This is a genomic window from Frankia umida (genome assembly GCF_023242945.1).
In the GTDB taxonomy this organism is placed as follows: Bacteria; Actinomycetota; Actinomycetes; order Frankiales; family Frankiaceae; genus Frankia; species Frankia umida.
In genome coordinates this window covers 89,240-109,030 of the sequence record NZ_JALKFT010000013.1, presented here as the reverse complement: position 1 = coordinate 109,030, position 19,791 = coordinate 89,240, and the positions used below count along the sequence as shown (strand labels likewise).

At 71.7% G+C, this 19,791-nt stretch carries 16 protein-coding genes and 1 tRNA gene; 8 read left to right on the top strand and 9 right to left on the bottom strand.

Features of this window, described 5'->3' with window-relative positions:
* Nucleotides 1–72: 72 nt before the first annotated feature.
* The 5 genes from MXD59_RS14645 to MXD59_RS14625 form a co-directional block, all read right to left on the bottom strand.
* Nucleotides 73–1,137, bottom strand: a complete 1,065-nt coding sequence (locus tag MXD59_RS14645) for a DMT family transporter (RefSeq protein WP_248825296.1) — start codon at nucleotides 1,135–1,137, stop codon at nucleotides 73–75.
* 162 nt (nucleotides 1,138–1,299) lie between these two features.
* Complete coding sequence (locus tag MXD59_RS14640) at nucleotides 1,300–2,472, bottom strand: MGDG synthase family glycosyltransferase (RefSeq protein WP_248825295.1); 1,173 nt, start codon at nucleotides 2,470–2,472, stop codon at nucleotides 1,300–1,302.
* A gap of 33 nt (nucleotides 2,473–2,505) precedes the next feature.
* Entirely contained in the window at nucleotides 2,506–3,483 is a 978-nt protein-coding gene (locus MXD59_RS14635) for an NAD-dependent epimerase/dehydratase family protein (protein WP_248825294.1), read from the bottom strand.
* The gene (locus MXD59_RS14630; protein WP_248812301.1) at nucleotides 3,480–4,634 is read right to left on the bottom strand and encodes a DegT/DnrJ/EryC1/StrS family aminotransferase; all 1,155 of its coding nucleotides are present in this window, start codon (nucleotides 4,632–4,634) and stop codon (nucleotides 3,480–3,482) included. Before MXD59_RS14630 ends, MXD59_RS14635 begins: the two co-directional genes overlap by 4 nt.
* Before the next feature lie 906 nt (nucleotides 4,635–5,540).
* The gene (locus MXD59_RS14625) at nucleotides 5,541–6,416 is read right to left on the bottom strand and encodes a metallophosphoesterase (RefSeq protein ID WP_248825293.1); all 876 of its coding nucleotides are present in this window, start codon (nucleotides 6,414–6,416) and stop codon (nucleotides 5,541–5,543) included.
* 303 nt (nucleotides 6,417–6,719) lie between these two features.
* On the opposite strand from MXD59_RS14625, the gene MXD59_RS14620 reads away from it, so the two are divergent.
* From MXD59_RS14620 to MXD59_RS14600, 5 genes are all read left to right on the top strand, one after another.
* Complete coding sequence (locus MXD59_RS14620) at nucleotides 6,720–7,361, top strand: MSMEG_0572/Sll0783 family nitrogen starvation response protein (RefSeq protein WP_248825292.1); 642 nt, start codon at nucleotides 6,720–6,722, stop codon at nucleotides 7,359–7,361.
* 285 nt (nucleotides 7,362–7,646) lie between these two features.
* Nucleotides 7,647–8,531 (top strand): alpha/beta fold hydrolase, encoded by an 885-nt coding sequence (locus MXD59_RS14615; RefSeq protein WP_163549736.1) that lies wholly within the window; start codon nucleotides 7,647–7,649, stop codon nucleotides 8,529–8,531.
* 115 nt (nucleotides 8,532–8,646) lie between these two features.
* Nucleotides 8,647–9,837, top strand: a complete 1,191-nt coding sequence (locus tag MXD59_RS14610; protein WP_248825291.1) for a YihY/virulence factor BrkB family protein — start codon at nucleotides 8,647–8,649, stop codon at nucleotides 9,835–9,837.
* A gap of 128 nt (nucleotides 9,838–9,965) precedes the next feature.
* Nucleotides 9,966–10,550 carry a phage holin family protein gene (locus MXD59_RS14605; protein WP_248825290.1) on the top strand — a complete coding sequence of 195 codons (585 nt, stop codon included), beginning with the start codon at nucleotides 9,966–9,968 and terminating at the stop codon, nucleotides 10,548–10,550.
* Nucleotides 10,551–10,662: 112 nt separating this feature from the next.
* Nucleotides 10,663–11,247: a DUF3618 domain-containing protein gene (locus tag MXD59_RS14600; RefSeq protein WP_248812295.1), complete on the top strand. Its 585-nt coding sequence runs from the start codon at nucleotides 10,663–10,665 to the stop codon at nucleotides 11,245–11,247.
* Nucleotides 11,248–11,330: 83 nt separating this feature from the next.
* Here MXD59_RS14600 and MXD59_RS14595 read toward each other — a convergent pair whose 3' ends face one another.
* Nucleotides 11,331–12,575: a DUF4407 domain-containing protein gene (locus MXD59_RS14595; RefSeq protein WP_248825289.1), complete on the bottom strand. Its 1,245-nt coding sequence runs from the start codon at nucleotides 12,573–12,575 to the stop codon at nucleotides 11,331–11,333.
* Between the two features lie 282 nt (nucleotides 12,576–12,857).
* Here MXD59_RS14595 and MXD59_RS14590 point away from each other — a divergent pair, with 282 nt between their 5' ends.
* Nucleotides 12,858–13,310, top strand: coding sequence for an SRPBCC family protein (locus MXD59_RS14590; protein ID WP_248825288.1), 453 nt, complete (start codon nucleotides 12,858–12,860; stop codon nucleotides 13,308–13,310).
* Between the two features lie 67 nt (nucleotides 13,311–13,377).
* Here MXD59_RS14590 and MXD59_RS26985 read toward each other — a convergent pair whose 3' ends face one another.
* Nucleotides 13,378–14,169 (bottom strand): transglycosylase SLT domain-containing protein, encoded by a 792-nt coding sequence (locus MXD59_RS26985; protein WP_248825287.1) that lies wholly within the window; start codon nucleotides 14,167–14,169, stop codon nucleotides 13,378–13,380.
* A gap of 13 nt (nucleotides 14,170–14,182) precedes the next feature.
* Nucleotides 14,183–15,220 (bottom strand): anti-sigma factor RsbA family regulatory protein, encoded by a 1,038-nt coding sequence (locus MXD59_RS14580; RefSeq protein ID WP_248825286.1) that lies wholly within the window; start codon nucleotides 15,218–15,220, stop codon nucleotides 14,183–14,185.
* 399 nt (nucleotides 15,221–15,619) lie between these two features.
* Between MXD59_RS14580 and MXD59_RS14575 the strand changes: the two genes are divergently transcribed.
* Nucleotides 15,620–18,361 carry a Tex family protein gene (locus tag MXD59_RS14575; RefSeq protein WP_248825285.1) on the top strand — a complete coding sequence of 914 codons (2,742 nt, stop codon included), beginning with the start codon at nucleotides 15,620–15,622 and terminating at the stop codon, nucleotides 18,359–18,361.
* Nucleotides 18,362–18,494: 133 nt separating this feature from the next.
* On the opposite strand, the gene MXD59_RS14570 is transcribed toward MXD59_RS14575, so the two are convergent.
* Nucleotides 18,495–19,418, bottom strand: a complete 924-nt coding sequence (locus MXD59_RS14570) for a DUF4394 domain-containing protein (protein WP_248825284.1) — start codon at nucleotides 19,416–19,418, stop codon at nucleotides 18,495–18,497.
* A 263-nt stretch (nucleotides 19,419–19,681) separates the two neighbouring features.
* Between MXD59_RS14570 and MXD59_RS14565 the strand changes: the two genes are divergently transcribed.
* A tRNA-Lys gene (locus MXD59_RS14565) sits at nucleotides 19,682–19,754 on the top strand.
* Nucleotides 19,755–19,791: the final 37 nt, after the last annotated feature.

Here is a 19,791-nt window from a genome sequence, read left to right as displayed (position 1 = left end):
GCCAGCAAGGCCCGAGAAGTCCGAGGTAATCGCACTTCGCCAGAGTGGCGCGCCCTTCGGGGGCAGCCTTCGCTACTTTCCGCGGTTGGTCGCGTGCAGATCGTTGGATCTGGGGAGCGCCGCGGGGCCGCGCGGAGGAGCCGCCGAGGCAGGCAGGGCCGCGGTCGCGGAGGTGCCCGGGTCCACCGCGGTGCCGTCCTCGGACACGGCACCCTCGGTCGTGACGTCCTCGGCCTCGTCGACGGAGCGGTTGGCGGCCATCCGGTCGCGGCCGAGGGCGACGATGCCGGCGGCGACCATGGTCAGGGCGATGATAAAGGCGACACGCTGGGGGCCGTCCGGCGCCGGCTCGTCGAAGAGGGTGACGCCGAGGGTGACCGGCAGGAACGCGGACACCCCGCTGGTGACCGGGAAGGCGATGACCGCGGCGCGCCCCTGCAGGCCACGCTGCTGCAGGCCAAGCGCCAGCACGGAGAACAACACCAGCAGGTACGGGGTTGGGGTGGTGAGCAGGTCGACGAGGGTGGACTGCCCCTCACGGCGCTCGTGCACCGCCAGCCCGATCTGGCGGGTGGCCAGCGTCGCGATCGCGTAGCAGACCCCGGCGGCGGCGCCGAAGCCGAGTGCGGTGGCGGCGATACCGCCCCGGCGGGCGGCCACGTTGGCCAGGAACGCGCAGAACAGCGCGAACATGAGGCCGAGCACGAGAAAGGCGAGCAGAACGTCGGTGCTGGCCGAGGTGCCGACCTCGGCCCGGCGGGCGAACGCGTAGGCGAGCAGGCCGATGCCGGCCACCATCGAGGCGACCCCGAGCCAGCCGTTACGGCTGATCCGCTCACCGAGCACCCGCTGCGCCAGCAGCGTGAACACGATCATGTCGAGGGCCATCACCGGGGCGACGAGCGCGACCGGGGCGACCGACAGCGCGGCGACCTCGAGCAGGAACGACCCGGCCTCGACCGCGAGCCCCAGCAGCCACAGCGGACGCAGCACCAGATGGGCGAGCAGGCCCAGGCCCAACCCGCCGGAGCTGGCCTCCTCCTCGCGGGCCGCGCGCGCCTGCACCAGCGGAGCGATACCGTACAGGCCCGCCGAGACGGCCGCCGTCGGCAGCCCGACCAGCAGCGCCGTGCTCATCTGCCGGCCGCCGCGACCGTACGCGGGACCGGCCCGCTCGAAGACACCATCGGTACGCGGCCTACCCCCGTCTGCTTCACACCCACCACCCGTCCCAGTCAACACCGACGGCGAGCCGCGGCATTCCGGGCCAGGCGGGGCAACACCGAACAAGGGTGTGGCTCACCAGTGGGAGCCGAAACCGATCTGGGCCAGTGCGGCGTCGAAGGCCTGCTCCCAGGCCTGCGGACCGATGGCCACCCGATGCGAGGGGGGCTTGACCCGGTCGAGGCAGGCCAGGGCCGAGCGGGTCAGCGAGACCGGGTCGGTGTTGGTGACCTCGGCGTGGCCGCGCTCGAGCTCCTTCTGCAGGTTGTCCCGGCCGTGGCCGGGCACGACGTCAAGCAGCAGCAGATCCCGTCCGATCACCCGGGCCTCGCTGCAGGTGTCACCGGAGGAGGTCACGACCAGGTCGCTGGCGGCCATCAGCGTGGGAATGCGGTCGGTGAAACCGAACGGGATGACCTTGTGCTGGCGTTCGGCCAGCGCCGTGAGTTTCGCGGCGAGCTGCTCGTTGCGCCCGGCGACGGCCAGCACGTAGATCCCGGCGCCGGAGAGCGCCGCGGCGCTTTCCACCAGCGGGCCAAGGCCCCACGAGCCGGACATGAGCAGCACGCACGGGGCGTCCCCGGGAATGCCGAGTTCCGCGCGGGCCTCCTCCTGGGACGGCGGATCGTAGAAGGGCGTACGCACCGGGGTCGGCACGACCGAGACCAGCGCGTTCGGCGCGAACCGCCGCACATAGCGGGCGGCGGTCTGGGAGGTCACCAGGTAGAGATCGGTGTTGTCGTGCACCCACAGTCGGTGCACGCAGCAGTCGGTGGAGAAGACCGCGGTGACCAGGCCGGGAAACTCGGCCTTGACCCGGCTGGTCGCCGCGGCTCCGGTGGCGAAGATGGAGACGACGAGATCGGTGGGTGTGGTGCTCAGTTCCTCGCGCAGGGCGGGGACGACATAGCGGCTCGACGTCCGCTCGATGAGCCCGGCGAGTTTTCCGCCGGTGCGCATCTGCGAGAAGTGCACCGCGTCGTACAGGCCGGGCACGGCGAGCATCCCGCGGAAGACCTTCTCTCCGCGGGCCCCGTTGCGACCGCCGAGCATGCGCAGGCTGTCGCCGGTGCGGGCGGTCCACCCGCGCCGGGTCAGCGAGGCGCCGCAGGCCTCGGCCATCACGTCGTGCCCCATCCCGAGCGACCCGGACAACAGCAGCGCGGACCCGCGCCGCGTCGGCGTCCGAGCCGTCAGGTCGCCGTCCTGTGAGGGTCCGGTCACCGTCACACCACCGATCTGCGTCATGCGGTCTGCGTCATGGGCTGGTCATCGTGCCGATCATTCCGACGAGGCGGCGGTCACATCGAGGTCGTCGACATGCGAGACGGCCTGGACCGGTGGGCGCCGATTCGCCAGATACCACTCGACGTACTGCCGGACGCCGTCGGAGAAGGGCGTGGTGGGCCGCCAGCCGAGCAGGTCGAGGGCTCGGCGGGCGGACACCTCCCGGCCGCGGAAGTCGCCGGGCCGGGCCGGGACGTGCTCGATGGTCGTGCCGGGGAAGTGCCGGCAGACGGCCTGCGCCATCTCGAGCACGCTGACCGACTCGTCGCCCTCGAGCGCGAGCGTGGCGTTCTCCGCCTCGGGCCGCAGCGCCAGCACGTGCGCGTCGGCGAGGTCGCGGACGAACACGTAGTTGCGGAACTGCTGGCCGTCCCCGGCGACGGTGAGTGACTCGCCGCCGAGGGCCTTGTGGACGAACCGGGCGAGCACCAGCTCGTCGCGCATGCCGGGGCCGTACGGGATGCCGTAACGCAGGATCGTGAACGGCAGTCCGTAGGTCTGCTGGTAGCTGTGCAGCAGGAGTTCGGCGGCGAGCTTCGTCGAGGTGTAGACATGCCCGGCGCGACCGAGGGTGATCTCGGCGTCCTCGGTCAGCGGGGACGAGTCGGCCCGCTCCCCGACCGCGCCGTACACCCAGACGGTGCTGGCGAACAGCACCCGGCCGACCTTGGCCTGACGGGCCGCCTCGCAGACGTTGCCGGTGCCCTCGACGTTGAGGCGCACGGTGCGGGCGGGATCGGCGTAGGCGAAGTCGACGTTGGACATGCCGGCGATGTGGAACACCGCGTCGGCGCCGCGGAGCGCCTCGGTGAGCCCGGGCAGGTTGAGGACGTCGACCTGCAGGCTGGTCGCCCGCGGGTCGCTCGGGCGGGCGTCGACGTCCAGGGAGAGGACGTCGTGCCCGGCGTCGAGCAGCCGGTCGACGACGTGACTGCCGATGAAACCGGAGCCTCCGGTAACCGCGATTCTCATGCTGCCCCGTCCAGGTCCAGGCTCGCCAGCGCGGCGGCGAAGGAGGTCAGCACGTGCTCGGCCTCCGCGTCGGTCATGTCGGAATGCAGTGGTAGGCAGACGTGCCGGGAGCAGAGGTCCTCGGCGACCGGCAGCGCGCCGCCGGCGTAGTCGGTGAAGACGGGCTGCTGGTGCAGGGGCACCTCGTAGACCTCACCGGACAGGGAGACGCCGTGCCGCTCCTTCAGTTCCTTCTTCAACCGGGCCCGGTCGACACCGGGGCGGGGCATGACGATGTACTTGTAGTAGTTGTTGACGTCGCCCGGGGGCAGCCGCAGCCGGCTGGCGGGCGCCGGGGCTCCCGGTCGGGCCAGGCCGTCGATCGCCGCGTCGTAGCGGGCGGCGATCCGGGTGCGGGTGGCGAGGAACTCGTCGAGGTGGCGCAGGTGCACCTTGCCGGTGACCGCGTGCAGCTCACTGAGCCGCCAGGCGTAGCCCTCGCGGATGTGGGTGTTCCCGAGGAAACCGGCCTTGCCCTGGTCGCGGTAGATCAGCGCCGCCTCGTGGATCGCCGGGTCGGCGGTGACGATCATGCCGCCCTCACCGCTGGTGATCAGTTTGGTGGGGTAGAACGAGAACGACCCGGCCACGCCGAACGACCCGGCGAAGGTGCCGTTGTGCTGGCAGCCATGGGCGTGCGCCGCGTCCTCGACGAGGAGGATGTCGCGCTCGGCGCACAGGCGGGCGAGGTCCTCCACATCCGGCGACACCAGACCACCGATGTGCACGAGGACGACCGCGCGGGTGTTCGGGGTAAGGGCCGCGGCGACGGTGTCGGCCGACAACGCGAAGGTGTCGGGACTCACATCGGCGAAGACCGGATTGGCGCCGGCCCGCAGAACAGCAAAGGCGGTCGCCGCGAATGTGTTGGTCGGAACGATGACGTCCGTGTCCCGAACGTCCAGACTGCGAAGAATGATCTCCAGTGCGGCGGTACCACTGCTCACCGCCACGGCGAACGGCGCTTCGTGCGCCGCCGCGAATGCGGCCTCGAAATCCCTCGTGTGTGCGCCCAGTGTCAGCGCGCCGGTGGAAAGGATCTCAGTCGTGGCCGACGCGATCTCCGCACGATCGTCGGCTGAGAAGACGATCCGTGCCGCGGGGACATGCACCTGTTCACCCCTGCCTTCCGAGTCATCCGCACGAGTGGGCACTGCTCTGGACCGGCAACGCCCCGGGCGCCCTCGACGCCACGAGGTGCCAGCCCTGCAACCCCTCCGGATGTGACGACCGGTTTTGTCAGCACATGCCCAAAACAGGCTAGCGATCCCGATCGGAGGTGCGACCAGGGCCCACTACGGTTACCTACGAAACATCTCACATCTATCCGAAAGTAGCGGACCTTGTCGGGAAAGCGACGTCGACCCGAGGAACGATTCTTCCGTCACCCCGATGACGTCCGCACCAGGACGGACAGTGATGGTGACGTCCCGGTCACGGTCAGGGCCGGGGGTCTGCATCGTCGCGTCTTTGCCGGGCCCTGGTAAGAGGGTCACCCCCGCACCGTCGATCTACGAATCCAGGGGTGACCCGTCGACAGCCTCGGGCCAGCCCGCGCGGATACCCCTGGCAGCGCCGAGGCCCGGGCCGCCGGGTCCGGCGCCCGCCCCGCCGCCACAGGCGTGATCGCGCCACCGTGCCACGGCAACGGGTGACCTGCCGACCAGGCCGGTCGTACGCCTGGTGGGGTCGACTGGCGGGCTCGAGCGCCCCCCGCGGCGGACGCGTTTCACCCCGCGGGAGTGACCGCGGTGCCCGTCGACCCGGGGCCGCGTCGCTCGGCGGCGGCGGACAGCGACCTGGCCGCTCCCGGAACCGTCGTACCCGCGCCCGCCCGGATCCCTGCGGGCTTTCCCGATCGGGGAAGCCCGGGCAAAGAAAAAGTCCCGATGAAGCCGAGATGCCTGACGTACGGGGGGAACGCAGGCGCTGGCTCCATCGAGACTGTGGTCAGCTTACGTCCCCCATCCGTCCAGAGCGACAGGACCTAGGTCCATGACCTTGGACCCTGGCCACATCTAGTCGGAACGTGCCCGCTCGGATTCCTTACGCGGTCTCGTGATGGCGTGAAAGCAAATCTCACCACGATCCGTGTCATAGAGCAGCCAGTTCTGCATTCGCCCGCGCGCCGGACCCACGTTCACCACCAGCGTTCTGCCACCAACGCCCGAAAGCCCCCCGGTCGGCAGGCCGGTCGCGGGGGGCACCAGCACGGCGGACCCGCCAACGGATGACACCGATTCGGGGGACACCGGAGCGGGTGGGACCCGCAGCACCTCGCCGGGCCCGACGGAGATCATCCGCACGGGTGGCTCGGCGGGCCGCACCGACTCGGTCGGCCAGTCGATCTCGAACACCGCGTTCTGGTGGGTGTGCCCAACGACGACCACCGGCCAGCGCGGCACGTCGGCCGCCCTCGGCACCAGGAGGTCGACCGCCGGTGTCGGATCGACCCGCGGGGTCAGGCTCGGAGCCGCGGGCGGTCGCGGCTCGGCGGACAGCCGCGCCGGTGGGGTCCCGGTGACCAGATCCCAGCGGATCTGATGCCCGTGCAGCGCCAGCAGGCCGTGCAGCCGCGCCCAGGCCGGCGCGTCCAGCAGGGCCGCGAGCTCCGGCGGCGTCCGCTCCGGACGCAGCAGCTCACGGATGCGCTCCTCCTGGTTTCCGCGAATCCGGCGCACCGTGGCCAGCCGTCGCCACAGCGGTGGGTCCCGGTCGACCACGGCCGGCAGCGACCAGTCCCGACCGGGGTCATGCAGCCGGCGAGGCACGCGTGCCTCGAGGTAGTCGCCCAGGCAGACCAGCTCGTCGGCGCCGGCCCGCTCGGCCGCGACCATGATCCGCTCCAGCGCCTTCGGTCGACCGTGCAGATCCGCGAACAACGCATAACGCATAAGGCCAGCATCCCCGCCGTCCGGCACCGGTGACCGTCGGCCGCCACACGTGGGCTCGAAGATGGCAAATGTGAGCCGATAACCGAACAATCCAGATCAGACCGATCCGGTCACGATGGGACGCCCGGATGGCCAAAAGGAGTCGGCGGACACACTCGGAACGGCCCGTTTGGCACCCACGACTGTCGGCGGGATGCTTGACTCCGATGTCGTGCCAATCTGGAAATCCCGTCGACCGACCAGGTCGCCCTTGCCTCGGTTCCCGCGCGCCCGCCAGCCCAGTGCCGTGCCGCCGGCCGCGGCGTGACCAAGGCCAGCCCGGCGCCGCCACAGCCACAGCCACAGCAGCCAGCGTCGCCACAGCAGCCACAGCAGCTGGGGGCGCCGCGGGCGACGGCACCGGAAGGGACCGCGCAGGAGGCGGCGCGGTCGGCTCGGCGGCTGGTCGAGCAGGGGCGACGCAGCCTCGCCGAGATCCCCCATCCGGCGCTCTCGCCGGGCACCAACCTCTATGGCTCAACCAAGATCTTTCCGGATTTCCAGGCCGAGGACGGCGAGGTGTACCTGACCCTCATCCACGGCATCGCGCACGAGTCGTCGGTGAGTTTCGTCGCGCTCCTGCAGGCGACCCGGGCCCTGCGCAAGGGATTCGAGACTGTGGTCTATTTCCATGGGCCAGGGGCGATGAACACGATGGCCACCCGAGGATTTCCGCATACCGGAGATTCGGCTTTTCCCGGCCAGCTCAACATCAATAACCAGATCGAGACCATCATCCGCGAAGGAGGTACGGTGTACGTCTGCCGCCACGGTCTTTCTTTGCACGGGCTGCGCGAGGCGGACATCATCGCCGGGGCGATTCCCGCACATCCGTCCGATCTGCAGGACTGCGTCATCCACTACAGCCGCCGGGGCGCCGTCATCAACTCCACCTTCATGATCTGACGCCACGATCCGACGGCGTCCGACCCGGCCCGCCGACCGGCGCGCCCGGGATCACGCAACGACGACACCGCGGGTGGACGGAGCCGTCGCACCGACCTGAGGTGACGATCCGGTCACCAGGGGCACCGGTTGGCCCGGCGGCACCATCACCAGTCCGACAACTCGCTGCGGACCGCCCGGAAACCCGGTCCGCCGGTGTTGTATCGGGAAGGACGCCACGGCCCATCCGGCCCGCGACCACAACGGCCCGCCCCACGACAACGACGCGAACGGCAGAGACCTGGGATGGAAGACGAAGCACCGGCCTGGTTCGAGGCCGCCATTGACACCCGTCCGGAGCGCCACGAGGCCGAGGTCGACGGCGCCACCATCAGCTACCGCTGCTGGGGGCCGCGGGGAGCGGCCGCGATCGTCCTGGTTCACGGGGGTGCGGCGCATGCCGGCTGGTGGGATCACATCGCGCCGCTGATTCCCAGCGAGTACCGGGTCGTCGCCCTTGATCTGTCCGGACATGGCGACAGCGCCCGCCGCGACGAGTACACCCTGGGCACCTGGGCCGCGGAGATCATCGGGGTGATCGACCACGCCGGCATCACCACACCGCCGATCATCATCGGGCACAGCATGGGGGGCTGGGTCACGATCATGACGGCGGCCGAGTACCCCGACCGGGTCGCCGGCATCGTGGTGGTGGACTCCCCCGTCGGGGAGTTCACTCCCGAGGAGCGTGCGGCCCGGGAGCGCACCGCCTTCGGCCCGCTGCGGGTCTATCCGACGGCGACCGACGCGCTGGCCCGTTTCCGCACGGTGCCGGACCAGCCGACTTCCCTGCCGTACATCATCGACCACATCGCCCGGTCCTCGATCGGATCGGTGCAGGGCGGCTGGACCTGGAAGTTCGACCCGAGCGTTTTCAACAACCGCACCCCGTCCCCGGAGATGCTGCGCAAGGTGCACTGCCGGGTGGCGCTGTTCCGCGCGGAACACGGTCTGCTCACGCCGGACATCGGCGTCCAGATGTACAACCTGCTCGGCCGGGTCGCGCCGGTGATCGAGATTCCGCTGGCCGGCCATCACGTGATGCTCGACCGTCCGCTGTTGCTCGTCACCGGTATCCGCACCATCCTGGCTGACTGGGAGCACTCGTCCCCGCAGGAGCGCAGCGACTGAGTCCGCGGGGCCGCCCGCCGCGGACCCGCGCCGGATCAGCGCCCCCGAAACGAGGGGTTGTCCAGGTCCGGACGGGTACACCTGCCGCCATGCGCCAACGGCAGGGGAGCTCGCCATGAACACGTCCGCCATCCTCGGACACCGCCGCGGCACCCGCCCACGCGACAACCCGCCCGTCGACCAGAACGGCACGAACGACACGGCCGACAGGGCTGTCGCCACCGGTGGGCAGGGCGGCGTGACCGTGGTCCGGGCGTCCGCCGCCGCGGGCCCGGGTAAGAGCACGGGCCGGCCCTCGCTCGAGGAGCGGGCGGCGCGGTCGGCGCCGGCGTCGGCGCCGGCGGGTGAACGGACCTGGCTGGCCGTGGGTAAGCGAGTGAAGTCGCAGCTCGCCGTGCTGTCGGTGCCGCTGCTCGCCAGTGGGGTGGCGTTCTGGGCGATCCTGTCGATCTTCCCGGCGGTGATCGCCGTGATCACCGTGTACGGCCTGGTGGCGAGCCCGCAGACGGTGCGGGACGAGGTCGCCCACCTGTCCGGCACCCTCTCGCCGTCGACCAGCACCGTCCTGCAGGACTGGCTGACCGGCATCACGACCACGGATCATTCCGGTCTCGGCGTCGGCCTGCTGCTGAGCCTCGTGGGCCTGATGTGGGCGGTGTCATCCGGGACCCAGAACCTGATCAAGGCGGTCTCGGTCGCGTTCGAGCAGGAGGAGACCCGCGGCCCCGTCCGGCTGCGGCTGCTCGCGGTGGGGATGAGCCTTGGCGCCGTGGTCGTGGCCGTGCTGGTCATCGGTGGGATCACCGCCGGCGGTTCGCTGCTGTCGCACCACGTGTCCAACGGCGCGCTGCGGCTGGTACTGACCATCGCGCAGTGGATCATCATGGGGTTCGTGCTGCTCGGGGCGGTCGCCGCGCTCTACCGGCTCGGCCCCGCCCAGCCGCCGAAGGGCTGGCGCTGGGCGTCGATCGGCGCGGTCGGTGCGACCGTCGCCCTCATCGTGGCCTCGGTGGCGTTCTCGTTCTACGTCCGCGCCTTCGGCCAGTACAACAAGACCTACGGTGCGCTCGGCGGCGTGGTCATCCTGATGCTCTGGCTGTACTACGCGGTGACGGTCGTCCTGGTCGGTGCGCTGGTCAACGCCGAGATCGGACGTGAGCGCGACACCGGGACGCCGACGGCCCCGCAGCCCCACGACCACCCGCGGCAGGCGGGCAGTGCGCACATCACCCCGGCCGAGCGCGGGGCGCCCGCGTCGTCCACCCCCACAACATCACCTCATCGGCGACCCGACGGACGCGATTAATCGGCTGGATGCCGGGAATCCGCAGATCACATGTTGTTCCGCTGGTGCCACCACGCGGAGCCCACCCAGGCGGGACGGTTCGCTCCCCGACCACAGCCGTCCCATCGGACAAGCCGCGAGGAGACCCCATGACGACCACGACCCGGCAGAGCACCGATTCGACCGGCCTCCCGACTCCGGCGACCACCGCCGGCCCGGCCTCCGTCACACCCGTCGCCCCGGCCGGGCCCGCCACCCCCGGCTCGCCCGCCACGCCGTATCCGGGCGACACCCGCGGGTCGGCCGCCCAGCGTCCCGGCGCGGCGCCGCTCACCGGCGGTGGGGCACCTGACGGGCAGCGGACCTCGACCGGCCATCTGGTCTCGGACGTCGTCACCGACATCTCGACGCTGTTCCGCCAGGAGGTGGCCCTGGCGAAGGCGGAGGTCCGCGAAGAGGCGAAGAAGGCCGGCAAGGGCGCCGGCATGTTCGCGGGCGCCGGCGGAGCCGGCCTGTACGCCCTGCTGTTCGCGCTGCTCGCGGTCATGTTCGGGCTGGGTGAGGTGATGGCGCTCGGTTGGGCGGCGCTCATCGTCGCCGCCGTCCTCGGCGCCGTGACCGCCGTCCTGGCGCTGAAGGGGCGTTCCACCGTGCGCACCGTCCACCCGGCGCCGACGCAGACCGTGGAGACGCTGCGTGAGGACGTCCAGTGGGCGCAGAGCCGTCGCCACTGAGCCGCCCGGCACCGCCCTCGGCGCCACCCACGCTCGCGCACGCGGCTTCGCCGATCCCCACGTCCGTGTCCACCCAGTCCCCCGCTCACCGCCAGGAAAGGTCAGGTAGGCAGTGACCAGCATTGACGAGACCAGCACGACCAGCACCAGCCCGGATGAGATCCGCTCGGACATCGAGGCGACCCGAGCCCGGCTCGGCAGCGACCTCGACGAACTGTCCGCCCGGGTCAGCCCCGGACAGGTGGCCGGTCGGACCGCCCACGACCTGCGCGAGCGGGTCGGCGCGGCGACGAACGCGGTGCGCCCGAAGGTGGCCGCGACCACCGGGACCGCGGCCGAGAAGGCCCGGCACACCGCCGACCAGGCCAAGGCCACCGTGCGCCGGCAGCTCGACGCCCACCCGCAGGTCGCCGCGTCCGCCCAGCGTGCGGTGAGCACCGCTGGCAGCGCCGCGGGCACCGCGACCCACAGCGTTCAGCGTCAGCTCGACGCCCACCCGCAGGTCGCCGCGAAGGTCACCCAGGCTCGCGGCAGCGCCGGTGAGGCGGTCAACACCGGCCGACGCAAGGCCAGCGAGAACCCGAAGGCCACCGGACTCGCCGCGGCCGGGACGGCGGCGTTCGCCGTCGTGGTCGCCGTGGTGCGTCGTCGGCGGCGTGGACGCGGGGCGGCGTCGTCCACCGCGAACGCCAGCTGACCCCGGCATGTGCTGACGCCGGAGTCGGTTGACATCACAACGCCCGGACGCACGTGGGACTGACCCCGCGCGTCCGGGCGACGTCATGTCCGGTCGACGGAGAGGGTCTGGTCGACGGAGGGGGTCGGGTCGGGCACGCGGTGACGGGCGCGCAGTTCGCGGATGCGGCTGTCCCGGTCGGCCCGGATCTCCGCGCGGGCGACCTCGGCGGCGGCGAGGTCGCCGGCCAGGCGCACCGAGGTCTCGATCTCGTCCCGGCGGCGAACATGCTGGCCGTACCGGTCGGTGCCGGCGTCGGCGAGTTCCCGGGCGAGCCGGGCCCGGTGCCGGGTGGTGGAGCCGACCTGCTGGGCTTCGAGCTCCTGGGCGTTGCAGGTGCGCCACCGTTCGAGGCGTTCGCGTCGGCGCGGCTCGGTCTGTTCGAGGGTGCGGGCGAAGATGAGTGGGCCGAGATCGACGCCGAGCAGCAGCAGTGTGAGCACGATCCGCCACAGCAACACCGACGGGTCGGAGGTCGTCAGCCGCCAGAAAGCCTTCTCCCTGGTCAACAGGTCGTCGGCGGCGTTCGCGGTGGCCGTCTGGGCGGCCAGGAAGCCGGTCCGACGGGTGTCCCGGTCCTGGTCGAAGGCCGTCAGTCGGGCCTCGGCCGCGTCCCGCGCCTGGGTGGCCCGTTGGGTGGCCAGGACCGCGGCGGCGAGGTCGGCCAGGGTGATCCGGTAGATCGGTCCGGCTCCGGCCAGGCAGGCGCCACCGCCGGTGAGCTGGCAGTTCGCCGCCGCGGTGGCGCCGGTGACGCGTCCCTGGGCGGCGGTGAGGTCCTGTTGTCGGGCGGCCAGGCCGGCGGCGAGCGCCCGCTGCTCACCCTGCTGGTTGACGTCGAAGGCGCGCAGGGCGCGACCGATCTCCTCCTGGTGGATCTCGGTGACCCGTGGCGCGATCGAGGACGCGAACACGGTCAGCAGCAGCGCCTCACCGACCAGCAGGGCCGCGCAGATCGCCACGAACACCCGGATGGCGGTGGCGGCGCCGGCCCGGCCGAGCCGCACGGTGGCGTCGCGTCCCAGCCGGTAGGGGCGGGGGGACAGCAGCACCGATCGATCGAGGAAGAAGATCACGGCCGCGTAGAACAGTCCGAAGGGCAGCGTGCGCCACGCCGAGCGGTGCAGACCCATCGCGGCGACGGTCGCGCCCGCGTAGGTGGCGAGCCCGGCCGTCAGCAGCATGAGCGCACCGGCTGTGACGAAACGTTGCCGGTCCGACGGACCAGCCGTCTCCGGCCGGGCGCCGGCACAGACCATCAGCAGGTCGCCCGCGGATCGTGACGACACAGGTCGAGCGCGAGAAATCGGCCTACCCCCGGTCCGGACGGTGGCCCGCGACGGGCCGCGGTACGCCCCTCGAGCGCCCCAGAAAGGTAACTCAGAGTAATCACGATGCGCATCCGCACCGGGTCCGGCGCGCGCCCGGACGTCGACGTGCGAGCCTGACCCCACCACCGGCCGGCGGTGGCCGTGAGCCGGCGCACAGTGGCGGGGACGCGGCCGGCAGCCGGTCACAGATGACCGGACGCCGTCCGGGGCTCGGCCAGGCGCAGGCGAAAGGGTGTGGACGTGGCACAGATCCGGGTCGAGGTACGCCAGACGGTGGCGGGCGCGCCGGAGCGGGTTCTCGCGGCGCTCGGTGACTACCAGGGAGTGCGGGCCCGGTCCTGGCCGGACAACATCCACGACTACCGGGTGCTCGCGGGCGGCGCGGGGGCGGGCAGCCGGATCGCCTACCGGCTACAGGCGACCCGCAAGCGTTCGCGGGACGTGGACGCGATCGTCTCCGCCCCGCAGCCGGACACCCTGCTGGAGGCCGACCAGAACTCGTCGCTGCGCACGACCTACCAGGTCGCACCCGCGCCGGGCGGCCCGGGCGCCGGGGCGAGCACCGTGACGGCAATCACCACCTGGGACGGCGCCGGGGGTATCGGCGGCTTCTTCGAACGCACCTTCGCGCCGATCGGTATCCGCCGGCTGCACACCGCCGTGCTCGAACGGATCGCCGCGCCAGCCTCCTGACCAGGCCGCCTTCCCGGACCAGGGCGGTTTCCCGGACCAGGGCGGCCACCGGCGACGTGCCGGCCAGCTACCAGACGCGGGCCAGCACGTTGCTGACGTAACCGTTCATCCGGTCCAGCTTGGGGACGTCCTCGGGCCTGGCCGCCGACAGTTGGCCCTGTGCCCACTGCGCGGCCCAGGTCGGGACGTTGTGCGCGGCAATGACGTAGAGCCAGTTGTGTCCCCACCGGTCCGAGTCGTAACGCTCCCGCATCATCCGGGCGGTCGAGTCAAGGGCCCAGAACGGGTCGAGGGCGCGGGCGGTCGTCACGTCGGGAAGTGTGGTGTTCCACTGGCAGAGCCCGAAGTCGGAGTTCGTCCAGTATCCGACGGCGCCCGGGTCCCAGTTGCTTTCGATCGTGGTGATTCCGCGCAGCAGGCCGCGGGGCACCGTGTACTTCAGCGCATATCTGTCCGCGATCGGCATGAACAGCGCGTAGGACGTCTCCTTGCTGACATATCCGGGCGGGCTGTGTTCGATGGCCGGCAGATACATGTCCCGGTTGATGGTTGGCTGAAGTTCTTCCTGGAATGCGGTGACAGCGGCCGCGGTGGCGGCGGTGAAACGACCATCGGTCGGGACGGGGGTGCCGGGGCCGGCATGCCAGTTGAGCGCACGGCTGATCGCGACGATCGCCGAGCGCACGGCGAGGACGTCCCCGTCGCTGCTGCCCTCCGGCGGGGTCAGCCCGGCGCCGATGCCGTAGCACCGGCCCGGCCCGGCGGGGTCCGTCCCCGCCGCGGTCGGTGTCACCGTGCCGCCGCGGCCGTCCGCCGGCCACGATCCGCGTCCGACCCGAACACGCTCGGTCGAGGTCACCACATCCCCCGTCTCAGTGCACGTACATGCGGACGGTGGTGCCGGTGGGACCGGAACGAAGCTGGACGAGGTCGCACAGCTGGTTGACCAGCCACAGGCCGCGCCCACCGCCGAGGTCGAGCGCGGGCCGGCGCCGCCCGACGAGCCGGTCGGCGACCAGCCCCGCGTCGGTCACCTCGCAGACCAGACCGCCCTGATCGGGCCAGAACCGCACCGTGCCGCGCCCGCCACCGTGGCGCACACTGTTGGTGGCCACCTCGTGGACGGCGAGTTCCAGATCATCCACCCGCTCGCTGCCGAGGCGCACCGCCCGGGCGGCCGCGGCCGACGCGGCCCGGACGAGCCCGAGGTTCGTCGGGCCGAAGGAGATCTCGGACCAGGGCGGCCCGAGATCCGGCAGCCGCTCGGCGAACAGATCACCCCCGGACCCGACCGCACCGGCGGCCACCGCACCACCGGCGGCCCCACGAGCGGGCTGGACGCCGGTGGGGCGGAACCGGGTGCTGGGGCGGGCGAGGCCACCCTTGACCACCATCGGGTGGGTCTGCCACACCAGGTCGGTGGTCGCCGGGTCGAGCGCGGCCGCCTCGTAGAGGCAACGCAGCCGCCAGCTCCGCGGCCCGGGGAAGGCCTCGTTGGTCAGTTCCTCGTGCAGCATGCACTCGGCTAGTTCCGGCCCTGAACAGTCGGACCGCACCGGCTCGACGATGCCGCGGACCGTCCGGTCGCGTTCGTCGCCCTGCTCGAGATGCTCCTGCCAGGCCGGGATGAGACGGGCGGGATTGCGGCCCAGGTCGGCCAGATCGACGAGATCGACGCGTTTCCCGGCACGACCGAGAGCGCCGCGCAACAGTGTCAGGCGCGGCTCGCCCAGAATGACCAGCACATCCTCGTCGGCGGCAAGACCGGCCAGGATGAAATCCCTGGTGGCGCTGAGGAAACCGATGTCCCCGAGATAGAGAAAAGCCTCGTGTCGAATACCGGTGGCGCCGACGCCGGATTCGACTCCCCGGGCGGCGATGGCGGGGCCGAACGCACCCACCGGCTTCACCCGGCCACCCGGGAGCGCAAACAGGGACAGCGGCGGGCCGACGCGAACCGACCGTGCCCGGCCGCACCCTCGGCACAATAACGGGAACAAGGCCGCACCGCCCCCGTGGCCTGGCACCTCATGCGCACGGGCACATCATAGGTCATGTCGCACCAATGAGATATGCCCAGTAACGCAATCGAACGGTACGGATCACACCGGATCACACCGATGGATCCGGGCCCACACCCGCTGGCACGGTGCGTGGCACGGCGGACTGCCACGTAACACGTCGGGGGTCTCACCGCCACGCGGGGCCGCCCGGCCGGCCCACTGTCGGTGATCACCCGTAGTCTCGCAGACGGCGCGGTCCGATCGCGACACCGACATCGACTCCGACGAGAAGGCGGATCAGAGCTTGTGACGACGACAGCTGTCCCCCAGCAGTCCATCCATCAACGGATCGCCGAGGAACTCGGCGTGCGCCAGGGGCAGGTGGCGGCGGCGGTCGACCTGCTCGATGGGGGCGCCACCGTGCCCTTCATCGCCCGCTACCGCAAGGAGGTGACGGGCACCCTCGATGACACCCAGCTGCGCACCCTGGAGGAGCGGCTGCGCTACCTGCGGGAGCTGGAGGAGCGGCGCTCGGCGGTACTCGAGTCCATCCGGTCCCAGGGCAAACTGGATGACGCCCTCGAGGCGCAGATCCTCGCCGCCGACTCGAAGGCCCGGCTCGAGGACATCTACCTGCCCTACAAGCCCAAGCGGCGGACGAAGGCGCAGATCGCCCGCGAGGCCGGCCTCGAGCCGCTCGCCGACGCGCTGCTCGGCGACCCGTCGCTGGACCCGCACGGCACCGCCAGCGGCTACGTCGACGCCGACCGGGGTGTGGCCGACGCCGGCGCGGCGCTGGAGGGCGCCCGGGCGATCCTGGTGGAGCGCTTCGCCGAGAACGCCGACCTGATCGGCGCGCTGCGCGAGCAGATGTGGTCGCGCGGCACGTTGGTGTCGAAGGTGCGCGAGGGCAGGCAGGAGGCCGGCGCGAAGTTCGCCGACTACTTCGACTTCGCCGAGCCGTTCACCTCGCTGCCCTCACACCGCATCCTCGCGGTGTTCCGTGGTGAGAAGGAGGAGGTTCTCGACCTCACCCTCGAACCCGCCGAGCCGCCCGCGCCGGACACCCCGCCGGTGCCCGGGCCGAGCGACTACGAGCGGCGCATCGCCGAGGCGTTCGACATCAGCGACGCCGGCCGCCCCGCCGACCGCTGGCTCGCCGACACCGTCCGCTGGGCGTGGCGCACCCGCGTCCTCGTCCACCTCGGGGTGGACCTGCGGATGCGACTGTGGACGGCGGCCGAGGAGACCGCGGTGAAGGTGTTCGCCGCGAACCTGCGTGACCTGCTGCTCGCCGCCCCCGCCGGCAGTCGGTCGACGATGGGCCTGGACCCGGGCTACCGCACCGGGGTGAAGGTCGCCGTCGTCGACACGACCGGCAAGGTCGTCGCCACCGACACCATCTACCCGCATGTGCCGGCCCGCCGGTGGGACGAGTCGATCGCCACCCTGGCCCGGCTCGCCGCCGCGCACTCCGTCGATCTCGTCTCGATCGGCAACGGGACGGCGTCCCGGGAGACCGACAAGCTCGCCGAGGACCTGATCCGCAAGCACCCGGAGCTGTCCCTGACCCGGGTGACCGTGTCGGAGGCCGGGGCGTCGGTGTACTCGGCGTCGGCCTACGCCGCCGGCGAACTGCCCGAGCTGGACGTGACGCTGCGCGGCGCGGTGTCGATCGCGCGCCGGCTGCAGGACCCGCTCGCCGAACTCGTCAAGATCGAACCACGGTCGATCGGTGTCGGCCAGTACCAGCACGACCTGTCCGAGACGCGCCTGGCGACGTCCCTGGACGCGGTGGTCGAGGACTGTGTGAACGCCGTCGGCGTGGACGTCAACACCGCCTCCGCGCCGCTGCTCACCCGCGTCTCGGGGATCGGCGCGGGGCTCGCCGAGAACCTGGTGCGCCACCGCGACGAGAACGGCCCGTTCCGGAGCCGGGAGGCACTGCGGGCGGTACCCCGGCTGGGACCGAAGGCGTTCGAGCAGTGCGCCGGCTTCCTGCGCGTCCTCGGCGGCGACGACCCGCTGGACGGCTCCAGCGTGCACCCCGAGTCCTACCCGGTGGTCCGGCGCATCCTCGCCACCACCGGCCAGGAGCTCACCTCGCTCATCGGCAACGGCAAGGTGCTGCGGTCGCTGAAGCCGTCCGACTTCGTCGATGACACCGTCGGTCTGCCCACCGTCACCGACATCCTCGCCGAGCTGGACAAGCCCGGTCGCGACCCGCGGCCCGCCTTCCGCACGGCAGCGTTCTCCGAAGGTGTCGAGACCCTGGCCGACCTCACCCCCGGCATGACCCTCGAGGGCTCGGTGACGAACGTGGCCGCGTTCGGCGCGTTCGTGGACATCGGCGTCCACCAGGACGGCCTGGTACACGTCTCGGCCATGTCGAAGAACTTCGTCAGCGATCCGCGGGAGGTCGTCAAGTCCGGCGACATCGTCACGGTGAAGGTCCTGGACGTCGACATTCCCCGCAAGCGCATCTCGCTGACCCTGCGTCTGGACGACGAGCCCGGTGCCGCCACCTCAGGCGGCGGCGGTGGCGGCCGTCGCGGTGCCGGCCGTGAGGCCGCCGTACGCGACGGTGCCGCCCGGGATGGCGGCGAGGGCGGACGGCGTGGCACCGGGGCAGGTTCCGGCTCCAGTGACGCTGGTGGCTCTGGTGGCTCCGGCTCCGGTGGCGCCGGCCGTGGGGCCGGTGGCGGCGGTGATCGTCGCGCTGGCCAGAGTGGCGGTCCCGGTGGTCGCGGCCGTGGTCCCGGCGGGCAGGACGGCGGCCGTGGTGGCAGTCGGACCGGTTCCGGCGGTTCCGGCGGTTCCGGCGGTTCCGGCGGCGCGGGTGGTTACCGCGGTGGCGGTGGCGGCGGTGGCGGTGGCGGTGGCAACCGCGGCGGCTCTGGTGGGGGCCGCCGGGGTGCGCCCGACGGGGCGATCGCCGACGCGCTGCGCCGGGCCGGACTGGTCACCGGTGACCAGGTGACCCTCGACGGCCATGACGCCGGCTCCGGTCGCGGTTCAGGTGCCAGCAGCGGTCGCCGCCGCGGCTAGGTAGACACTCGCGGCCAGGCGATGGCGCGGACCGGCCGGGCTGGCCTCACTGGCTGGCCCGGCCGTCCACGCGCCATCCCCTGACAGCCGCCGGCGGCTGCCCGCCGGGGCCGTCCGCGTTGCTGGTTGATCGTTACTGGTTGATCGGCAGCGCGACGTCGAAGACCGGGTAGTTCGCCGGGAAGAAGCCGCGCAACGTGGTCCGCGCGGTCAACGGGTTGACCTCGTAGAGCCGGAACCTCGAGCCGACGAGCAGCGCGGCGAAGCCGGTGTTGGCCACCGCCCGACCGCGCGACCGCTCGGTGAAGATGTCGTAGCCGGCCAGCGCTCCGACGGGTACGGACAGCGTGCCGGTGTTGACCAGCGTCCCGGCGTTCGCCGGCGACTGGACGGCCACCTGCGCGAGGTTGGTGTTGATGTCGAACAGGGTCGTGCCGGTGGCGGGGTCAAGGTCGTTGTTCGTGTAGGCCGCACCGGTCAGGCCGGTCGCGGTACCCAGCAGCGGCGGGTAGGTCAGCGGCGTGTCGGCCACGGTGGTGCCGGGCGGCGGGGTGCCCGTCGGGTCGTCAAGGTTGTGCCGCAGGTTCTCACCCGCGTTGCTGATCACCCGCAGCCGGTTCGCCGCCGGGTTGAAGTCGACCCCGAAGGCGGTACCGACCAGCGGGATCGTCAGGTGCGAGACGAGCGTGGCGACCGCGTTCGCCGTGTTGATCACATAGATTCCACCGAGGTCACCGACGCCATACAGCCGGTTGTTCTGCACCCGGAAGTCGATCCCGACCAGGTGCGTGTCACCGCCGACGAGCCCGGTGATCCGGCCGATCGGGGTGAGGCTCGCCGGCGAGTCCACGTCGAAACGCACCAGCCGGCCCGTCGTCGTCAGACCGTAGGCCTTGTAGTCGTCGAACAGAGCCGGTTGGATCACCGGCGTAGCCCCGTCGCCGAACAGCGGGGCCGCGCTCGCCGCCCCCGCGAGCCCGGGTACCGCGGCGACCAGCCCGGCCGCCAGCGCCGCCGTCACGGCGGCCGAACTCACCGCGGAAAACCTTCTACGCACGTATGTCTCCTTCCAGGGGAACGTCTGACCAGCGGCGCCGCGATCCACGTCACCCCACATGACCGCCACCTGGCCGAAGTAGATCCGCCGAGCCACCCGGATACAACTACGCACAGTGACAGCGAGTCTGCCGCCATACCCGGATGCGCACGCCGCCACCGGCCGCACCCGCGCATCACGGCCGGTACGGTGCGAGCGACCTGGCGGCCTCGCGGTCCGGGCCGCCGTCCAAGACCATTTCCCCCAGGTACCATCGCCGTGCGGGGCCGTTAGCTCAACTGGCAGAGCAGCCGGCTTTTAACCGGCGGGTTCAGGGTTCGAGTCCCTGACGGCCCACCGCTGTACAGGCCCATGACCTGCACGGTTGGCATGT

Bases quoted from the DNA above. Each gene is read 5' to 3' on its own strand.
- MXD59_RS14645 (WP_248825296.1), bottom strand. From the start codon at position 1,137: ATGAGCACGGCGCTGCTGGTCGGGCTGCCGACGGCGGCCGTCTCGGCG.
- MXD59_RS14640 (WP_248825295.1), bottom strand. From the start codon at position 2,472: ATGACGCAGATCGGTGGTGTGACGGTGACCGGACCCTCACAGGACGGC.
- MXD59_RS14635 (WP_248825294.1), bottom strand. From the start codon at position 3,483: ATGAGAATCGCGGTTACCGGAGGCTCCGGTTTCATCGGCAGTCACGTC.
- MXD59_RS14625 (WP_248825293.1), bottom strand. From the start codon at position 6,416: ATGCGTTATGCGTTGTTCGCGGATCTGCACGGTCGACCGAAGGCGCTG.
- MXD59_RS14615 (WP_163549736.1), top strand. From the start codon at position 7,647: ATGGAAGACGAAGCACCGGCCTGGTTCGAGGCCGCCATTGACACCCGT.
- MXD59_RS14610 (WP_248825291.1), top strand. From the start codon at position 8,647: ATGAACACGTCCGCCATCCTCGGACACCGCCGCGGCACCCGCCCACGC.
- MXD59_RS14605 (WP_248825290.1), top strand. From the start codon at position 9,966: ATGACGACCACGACCCGGCAGAGCACCGATTCGACCGGCCTCCCGACT.